Genomic DNA, 8,253 nt, shown 5'->3' with positions numbered 1-8,253 from the left:
GCAAGCGCTGCGCTCCGCACCAACCTGCTCGGTACGTGTGGTAGGGGGGCTAAACGCTTACACCTTGACAGGTCGGCATCGACCTTCACGATAAAATAGTCGTATTGCCAGCCACGGTGGAATCTCCAGCGAAATTGTGTCGGGCGCCAGTCAGCTCCTCGACCCCAGTTCTGCTGCATGTCCGCAGGATAACGCAGTATTTCCGGAATAAAACTGGCAAAACTGAAGTCTGTCGCGCCGCCGCGAAGGGCGGGATACCATGCCGCAAAGTGTAGATACATCGGAGGGCGGAAAAACTCGCTTTCACGTTCAAACAACAGGCCAAGCACCCGTTTATCTTTGTCCATTGCACCGAGTATTTCGCTGAATTGCCGACTTTCTTTGTCGAAGCGATACGCCTTGATCCAGTTGCTAGCATGAATGACGGCGGCACTGGCAATGCCGAAGGCCAGCAGCATGGTCGAAGCTCGCTGCCAATAACCAGGCAAGCTGGCTGGAGAAGCGGAAGAAAAGGCAATCAAATAAAGGGGGTAAGCAAACAACCCGAAGCGTTGGTAAGTATAATAATTGCCAAATACGTGGCTCGGCAGGAACAGCAAGATAATGCTGACCAGAACGAAAGGCACCCAATCCGCCACGCGCTTCGAGGGGGAGCCACCGGTGAGGAAAGGGATGGCGAACAATGCTCCGCCAGCCAATAAATTGGCAGTCGTCGGGTCGAGGCCGAATGGCAGGCAGAAGAACTCGACAAGGCGGCCCGGGTGCCAGTCCCAGCCAACCGGTTCATTGGCCTGGGGTTCGCCGAAAATTGTTATGGTCGCCCATAAAAGCGTAATTGGCACTGGCGCCGTAAACGGTAGTATCCTATTGAATGCTTGTCGAAAATTGGAAGCCAGGGCTGCTGCACGTAGTCCCAACACAAAACAGAAGAAAACCGCCAGCAGAATGTGGGCAAAGAAAAGGAGGTGGGCAAATACAGCCAGACGAATCGCGTGCGCGCGGTCATACACGCGGCCCAGCAACAGTGCCTCGCGAACAAACAGCAGGACCAACGGGGCTCCAATGAAGAAATTCAGGAATCCCCACTGGAAAACAAATCCGTAGGGTATCGGCAGTAGCAGCCAATCCCACTCCTTGCGGCCACCGGCGGTGCGACGAAGCCATGAGCCTGCGAGAAGAAAACCGATAACCGCCGCCGAGACGACAATCTTGATGGCCGCGATTATCGGAAACAATTGTGCGAGCAGCCAGATGAGGGCGTAGCCAAACAGATAAGGGGTAAACCAGTTGATCTCATAGAGACTGGAGAAAGGATATGAAGAATCCCACATACGGCTGAAAGTCGCAACTTGTGCGGCATGCTGAGGCAGATCCACCATCGGAGGAAACACCGAGAGCCACACCGGTACGGCTGCCAGTGCCGCAGCGATAAAGAACGCTGGTGATGTCTCGCCGTGTAAGTGCAGTTTCTTATAGGAATGCGAAGGCGTCAAGTGAGATTTCTCTATCATACTTCCGGCATGTTCCGAGCATGCAGTTTGCTGATCACAATCCGTCCCCGACAGCAGTGCTCCGGCTTCGCCCTCACCAGCATGCGGGAACTCTCCACTCGTCGCCAATCCGCGCCAGCCTGCAAGGATGCCATTATACTGTGCCGGCGCCGACCTCATTCCCCGAGCCGACAACAAGAACGATGCGATCGGACCATGACCGCGGCTTGCGGGCGACTGCATCTTCAGAGACGCATCCGTTTGAAAATCCACTCGGGGATCATGCCTATCATCGCCATGATTCCTCGCCAGAACCACGGCAAATAGACGACATCCGACTTGTTCTTGATGGCTCTGACGATTCCCCGGGCAATGTCGTCTGGCTGCGCCCAGAGTACGCCTTTGGCAAACTCCTTGGTCATAGGAGTATCGACGAATCCTGGCTTGATCGTAATGACCTGGCAACCCGCCGGAGTGAGGCGGTTGCGCAAACCCTGAAGAAAGATCGCGAGCATTCCCTTCGCGGCACCGTAAACATAATTGCTTTGTCGGCCTCGCTCGCCGGCAACGGAACCAATGACCACGAGAGTGCCATGGCCAGCATGTTCAAAGCGGTTCGCGATCAAACTGCTTAGGCTGATGGCGCTCAGGGCATTGGTGTGGATGGAGTCCATGGTCTTGCCGACGTCCTGCTGGCACGCCCTTTGATCAGGCAGGGCGCCATGGGCGATCAATGCCAGGTCGAGGCCACCGAGGGCTGCAAGAGCCCTGTCGATGATCATCGGATGACGATCAAGTTCGTCCAGATCGGCAACCTCCTGATGAGCCCTGTTGCCGGTACGCACTCCGAGATCATCGGCTATCGCCGCGAGTCTCTTGGGGTTGCGTCCGACAAGGAAGAAAGCAACTTCCGTAGCTGCCAATCGACGTGCCGTTGCTTCGGCAATGGCCGATGTCGCGCCAAAGATGAGAACGCGTTGCATGGCCTTATCCTTGCTCTGTAACCCGTCGCCAGAAGTCGGACGAAAAGCGCGGGTCGATGTATGACCGGAATTCTTGCCACTCCGGATAGGCCCGCTGGAAGTCGTCACCACGCATGCGGGAATCCTTGGCCGGGTAGAGCGCGCCGCCCGCTTGACGTATAACGTCGTCGAGCGCGTCGAGCAGACGGCTCGTCTTCGCTCCGCGATTGGGGAAGTCAAGGGCCAGCGTCACCCCAGGACGCGGGAACGAGAGCATCCCCTGTGCGGGCAGGTTGCCAAAGCTTTTCAGGACGGCAAGGAACGACCCCTGGCCACTACAGGCAATGCGGTCGAGTACTTCGCATAGAGCAGCCCAGGCACTTTTGTGCGGCACCAAGAACTGGTACTGGTAGAAACCTCGTGGTCCATAGATCCGGTTCCAGTTGCGCACATGGTCCAGTGGAAAGAAGAAGGGGGCGTAGTGACTGTAGCCCAGCCGGGGTCGGGGCGCATGATAGTACAGCCAGTTGAACGTCCGCAGAACGGGCGTATTCACCAGCGAGAAAGGTGGTGTGAAGGGCAGCGTCCATTGGGAATGTCGGATCGGTGGCGGGTTTGTCCCAACCGGCGCGTGCCTGCCGGCCATGTAAACTCCGCGGCCAAGTGCGCTGCCGCGTGCGGCGCAGTCGATCCAGGCCACCGTATAAGGCCAGACGGCTTCCCTGGCGTGGTTGATCTGGAAGTATTCTTCGAGATTGCGGAACGCTCTGTTTTCGAGGGTGATCCACGCGTTGGCAATCGGCTGCAGGTGTATCTCCAACCACGTTATCAGACCAGTCAGCCCGAGCCCGCCAGCCGTAGCCCTGAACCAGGGGTCATTCGGGAAACAGATCCGACGCTCCCCGTCCGATCTGAGGAGTTCGAAGCGGGTGACATGGGCGCTGAAACAACCGGCGACGTGGTGATTCTTTCCATGCACATCGTTGGCCAGACACCCACCGAGGGTCACGAAGCGCGTACCTGGAGTGACAGTCAGAAACCATCCTTGTTGAACAATGAGTTTCAGAACCTCGTCCAGCGTGACCCCGGCTTCGGCCCGAAGCAGTCCCGTCGTCGCGTCGAAGGCAATGAAGCGGTCGAGACCACGCGTAAGCAAGGCATACCCCCCGTCGTTGAGTGGCACGTCGCCATAGGAACGGCCATTGCCGTACGGTAGAAGGGTACCGTGATCCGGGAGGGGGAGCGGACTGGATCTATCGCGGCAATGCAACAGCGTTTGCCGGGAGATCGGCAGTCGACCCCAGCCGGATAACGGGATGCGGGCAACCGTGCTCACAGAGCGAGCACCATGGCCAGCACGGCAATCGCAGCAATAGCCTGGCTGGAACGGTCTTTGAAGAAGAAGACGAGGGGGTCGTCATGCATCTGTCCGCGGTGAGCCAGCAGCCACACCCGGCTGATCCAGAATAGCAAGAGTATGCAGAGAAACCAGATGAACTCGATACGGCTGTAGAGGGCTTTGCCGGTTTCACTGTTGATGTAGAGCGCCAGCAAAAGCACTGACGCGTATCCTGACACCACGCCCATGGTCTGTAACAAAGGGAAGTCGTCAATATGGTAGCCGCGTCCCTGCGCGCCGAGAAAGCCGGCATCGCGTTGCACGAGGAGCTCGGTGTAGCGCTTGACGAGGGCCAGGCTCATGAACAGAAAAACCGAAAAGGCGAGAAGCCAGAAGGACAGGCTGATGGTGACCGCTGCTGCGCCGGCGATGAGACGCACACTATACAGGCCTGCAAGGATCATAACGTCGGCCAGCACTACCCGTTTGAAATAAAACGTATAGGCGAGGGCGACCGCGTAGTAGATCGCGAGGGCAGCCGAGAACATCGGCGGCAGCAGCGCCGCCAGCAGGACGCTTCCCGCCAGCAGGAGTACTGTTGCCACTACGCCCTGTGCCACCGGCAACATGCCCGCGGCGAAGGGCCGCTGTTTCTTGCGCGGATGCCGCCTGTCTGCATCCAGATCGACCAGATCGTTGAGCAAGTATACGCTCGACGCCGTCAGCCCGAAAACCAGAAAAGCGACACAGGCTTGCATGACTACCGTCGGGTTCGCCCAGGCGTGGGCGGCCAGAAACGGCACGAATACCAGCAAATTCTTGGCCCACTGGTAAATCCGCATGGCCCGCAACCAGGTCCACCAAGCGGACGGTCTATCGTCAAAGACTGCAGCGATAACCGCTTGCGACCGGGCACGGTCAAGAACACCGCGCGCCGGCGTGACGACGATAGCCTTCCGGGCATGTCGCCAGACGTGAAGGTCCACCTGGGCATTGCCGGCATAGTCGAAGCCCTGTTCACCATAACGTTCGACAAGCCGGTCTGCCTTGGACGAGCCGGCAAGGTTGGTGACGGTATCCTCCGTCGCCAGGATGTCGTCGAAGAGTCCAAGATGGGCGGCCACGGTCTCTACCCAGGGTCGTGGAGAGGCGCTGACGAGAACGGTACGCCTACCTTGGGCGCGTGCTGCCTGCAACATTTTGAGGACATCGTTGTTGTATGGCAGGGTACCGGGGTCACAACTCACCCGATCTGCCAACGCGAGTTTCAAAGCTGTCTTGCCTCTCAGGAGTTTCTTCATCAGGCGCAACAGTTCCAGCGGTCGCCGCTTGCCAAGCAGCAATAGGCATTCTCCCGCCAGATCCGTGCGGATCAGCGTACCGTCGAGGTCGACGCAGAGCGGCGGGGCGGGAGAGTACTGTTCAGGCATGAACAGGAAAGCTTCCACATTCCAGTGCCAGCCAACTGATTGCCCCAAGCAATACGGCGAACCACAGGGTCGCGGCGCGACAGACAAGAGTGATGGCCAGTGCAGCCGGTGCGTCGGCCCCAGCATTGATAGCCGTCTGTCGCGAGAAAATGATGCCAGCCGCTTGCTGGGGTGACGCATAGCTGCCGCGATGGAGGTTCAACCAGAGGGTGGGAAGGCCGTCGCCCCAATAGGTCAAGTGCTGGGCTTGAATGAGATGAGCCAGTTCGGCATACGCCGTTTCCCGGAGAGGATCTTTGACGACCTGATTGCGACTCCCCGCCTGCCAGTAAGCGGCAAAGAAGACCATAAAGGTTGCGGAGAGCAGAAACAGCCACCGACGGCTTCGGGGACGATGGTGGAGCAAGCACCAGGCGCCAAGCAGCAGGGGCGCGAAGACCAGCCAGTCGGATTGTTGAGCGATGATCAAGACACGATTCGCCAGCGACAGATTGGCAAATAATGGGCCTGTAAAGTCAAGGACAGGGGACGAAAGCAGCACTTCCCAGAAGACTTTCTCGCCGATCACCACGACGATGACACCCCAGATCAGCGGAGAAAGCCACGGCGGCAAGCGGGGCTCAAGTGCCAACCGATGGCGGATGACGAGAAGCATGAATAAGGGTGCGGCACAGAATAGCCCCGTGCTGTCGAGCGTCAACGCGCAGGCTGCCAGGCCGCCCAGGAGCATCCTGCTGAAAGGCGACACCGACCAGTTGTCTTGCAGCAAAACTATTGCCGCGGCGATGGCGAGTATCTTCACCAGCCACAGCACTCGCCAGGGCTGCATTTGCACCAGCGGGACCGCGGGCCAATAGACGGCAAGGAACGCCAACCCCATGCCGACCAGAAACACACCGAGGACAGACCACCACAGGCGGCGGCTGTCGCGCACGGAGAGCAGGGCAGCCGTTGTCAGTAGCAGGGCCAGAAAGAGGGGTTCCCGATACTCTATGGCGCTCCAGTGGTCAAGAAACACCCACGGGCTGCGAGCCGCCGAGAGGTCCAGCCATAGCGGGTCCATGGTCTGCGTCAAATTGGCGAAGGGCGGAATTCCCGAAGCACACAACGTTGCCAGGACCACCCCACCTGCAGCAACAATAGCCCACTGCTGCCGGCCCCGAAAGCCAAAAAAGAAGACGAATAGTGCGGCAGGAAAGGCGATGACCGGGTGCATCGCTGCGGCAAACGCGAGGCTGGCAATCGCTGCCACCCGATAGCCACGGACGATGCAGGCAACGGCAAGCAATGCGGGCGGTTCGGCCCAGATGCGCGCGGTGAGAAAGGGCTCGCCGTAGGCGAACACCCCTAAGGACCCGTAAGTCGCCGGCAATACGGTGACCAGAATCAGCGCCTGCCAGAAGGCCAACCCGCTGAGCAGCCCCCGCAGCAGCCAGGCGACCGATGCGACCCAGGCGACATGAGCCATGCCCAACAGCAGCGCGGAAGCCGCCGGCAGCCCGAGTTCCCGAATCGCTAGCGCGTAGATTCCGGTAAACGCTGTAAAGCCGTCCTGCGATCCATAGGCAAAGAACAGGTCCTTGGCAAAAAGCGCGGGGTCAAGACGAAAGATCGCCTGTCCCGCATACAGCACGCCGTCATGCCATATACCCTGGTAGGGATGCGTGGCCATCCACGCTGCCACGGCAAACATCGCCAGGATCAGGGTATCCAGATGCGAACTGGCAAAGAATCGAGAGAAGGACGCGAGGCGACAGTTCATGTTGGCGTGGAGCGATCGAGGGGCCGCGATTTCGTCCACTGGCCAGCGTCGATATCGCGTCAAGCTGCCGGATCTTCTATCAGTGCGCGCATGGCAGCAATGAAGGCCTCGCCCCAGCCATGTCATAGTTAGCCCTGATTCGATCCAGGAACAAGCGCAGAGCGCGTTCGGTAGCGGCATCGGGTTGCATCACGGGAGAATCTTCCAAGACAGGATTCTTCATCCTAAAAACCTCGGTTGGCGGGAGAAAACCCCGTTCATGCTTCGACAGGCTCAGCACGAACGGGATTTTTTCGGCCCACCCAACGGGTGAGCTTCCGTTCGCCCTGAGCAGCCCGCGCAGCGGGCGTGTCGAAGGGCTCTCGCGTCATCAACAGAGGTTTCCAGGTTCATGGGACAGAGCGAATCCCTCTCGATTCGCTTCGATCACACAAGCGCTGTCCGGATTCCCTGCAGGTGGTTGTGCCACATGCGGAAATATACCTCCTCCAGCGAACGAACGTAGCGCGGCATGTCGAAAAGCGCGCAACTCGTTCTGCCTTCGGCCAGCTTCGCCTGCATCTGACGCAGCCGCTGCGGGTTGCATGCCAGACCCAGCGCAAGCTGGTAGTACTCTTCTGGCGATCCGGCGATCAATTCGTCGAGGCCCGCCGCCTGCAGCAGGCTGGCGCCAACGCGTCCGGGAAAGGTGTCGCCGAGTAGCGCGACCATCGGGACGCCTGCCCACAAAACGTCTATCCCGGTCGAATGCGAGTTATAGGGGAACGGGTCGAGCGCCAGATCCGCGAGTTGCAGGCGCGACAAGTGATCGGCCTTCGACTCGACTCTCGGCGCAAAGACGATCCTCGCCGGATCGACGCCGCGCGATTGCGCTTCCTTCCGCAAACGGTCCTGAGCCGTGCCGCCGGGCTGGCTCAACCACAGGCAGCTGTCGCCTGACTCCACAAGGAGCCGGCACCACAGATCGAAGACCGGCGGATTGAACTTGTAGCTGTTGTTGAACGAACAAAAAACGAAACCCTCCTCGGGCAGTCCGGCGTCACGCCGCGAGGGTGGCGCGCTGAGCTCGATGGTGCTGTCCGCCGGCAGATAGCAGTTCGGCAGATGCGCGAGCGTCTCGGTGTAGCAGTGCTCGTATGGCAAGGGCGTGACCACCGGGTCGCCGAGAAGGTAGTCTGCCAGTTTCGGGTGTCCGGTGCTCCCCGCATAACGAATAAGGATAGATCGTGCGAAGCCACGATCTGATCCGTTTGTTGGACGAGCCCGGGCC

General features: G+C 59.3%; 6 protein-coding genes. All 6 read right to left on the bottom strand.

What is annotated here, in order from left to right; all coding sequences use genetic code 11:
* A partial coding sequence (locus ACCAA_RS01430) for a hypothetical protein (RefSeq protein ID WP_186405472.1) occupies positions 1–1,763 on the bottom strand: 1,763 nt, incomplete at its 3' end.
* Positions 1,736–2,473 carry an SDR family oxidoreductase gene (locus ACCAA_RS01425; RefSeq protein ID WP_186405471.1) on the bottom strand — a complete coding sequence of 246 codons (738 nt, stop codon included), beginning with the start codon at positions 2,471–2,473 and terminating at the stop codon, positions 1,736–1,738. The genes ACCAA_RS01425 and ACCAA_RS01430, both read right to left, overlap by 28 nt.
* Positions 2,474–2,477: 4 nt before the next feature.
* Positions 2,478–3,770, bottom strand: coding sequence for an FAD-binding oxidoreductase (locus ACCAA_RS01420; protein WP_186405473.1), 1,293 nt, complete (start codon positions 3,768–3,770; stop codon positions 2,478–2,480).
* A gap of 14 nt (positions 3,771–3,784) precedes the next feature.
* Positions 3,785–5,221 (bottom strand): UbiA family prenyltransferase, encoded by a 1,437-nt coding sequence (locus ACCAA_RS01415; RefSeq protein ID WP_186405470.1) that lies wholly within the window; start codon positions 5,219–5,221, stop codon positions 3,785–3,787.
* Positions 5,214–6,983, bottom strand: coding sequence for a hypothetical protein (locus ACCAA_RS01410; RefSeq protein WP_186405469.1), 1,770 nt, complete (start codon positions 6,981–6,983; stop codon positions 5,214–5,216). The genes ACCAA_RS01415 and ACCAA_RS01410 overlap by 8 nt, the downstream gene beginning before the upstream one ends.
* Positions 6,984–7,409: 426 nt before the next feature.
* A partial coding sequence (locus ACCAA_RS01405; RefSeq protein WP_483771139.1) for an O-linked N-acetylglucosamine transferase, SPINDLY family protein occupies positions 7,410–8,253 on the bottom strand: 844 nt, incomplete at its 5' end.

Source organism: Candidatus Accumulibacter aalborgensis, from assembly GCF_900089955.1.
GTDB classification, from domain to species: Bacteria; Pseudomonadota; Gammaproteobacteria; order Burkholderiales; family Rhodocyclaceae; genus Accumulibacter; species Accumulibacter aalborgensis.
Note: the sequence above shows the minus strand (reverse complement) of the source record. Positions and strands in the feature narration are given on the sequence as shown.

What these genes read in the sequence shown, in the direction of transcription:
- ACCAA_RS01410 (WP_186405469.1), bottom strand. Translation starts at nt 6,983, where the DNA reads ATGAACTGTCGCCTCGCGTCCTTCTCTCGATTCTTTGCCAGTTCGCAT.
- ACCAA_RS01425 (WP_186405471.1), bottom strand. Translation starts at nt 2,473, where the DNA reads ATGCAACGCGTTCTCATCTTTGGCGCGACATCGGCCATTGCCGAAGCA.
- ACCAA_RS01415 (WP_186405470.1), bottom strand. Translation starts at nt 5,221, where the DNA reads ATGCCTGAACAGTACTCTCCCGCCCCGCCGCTCTGCGTCGACCTCGAC.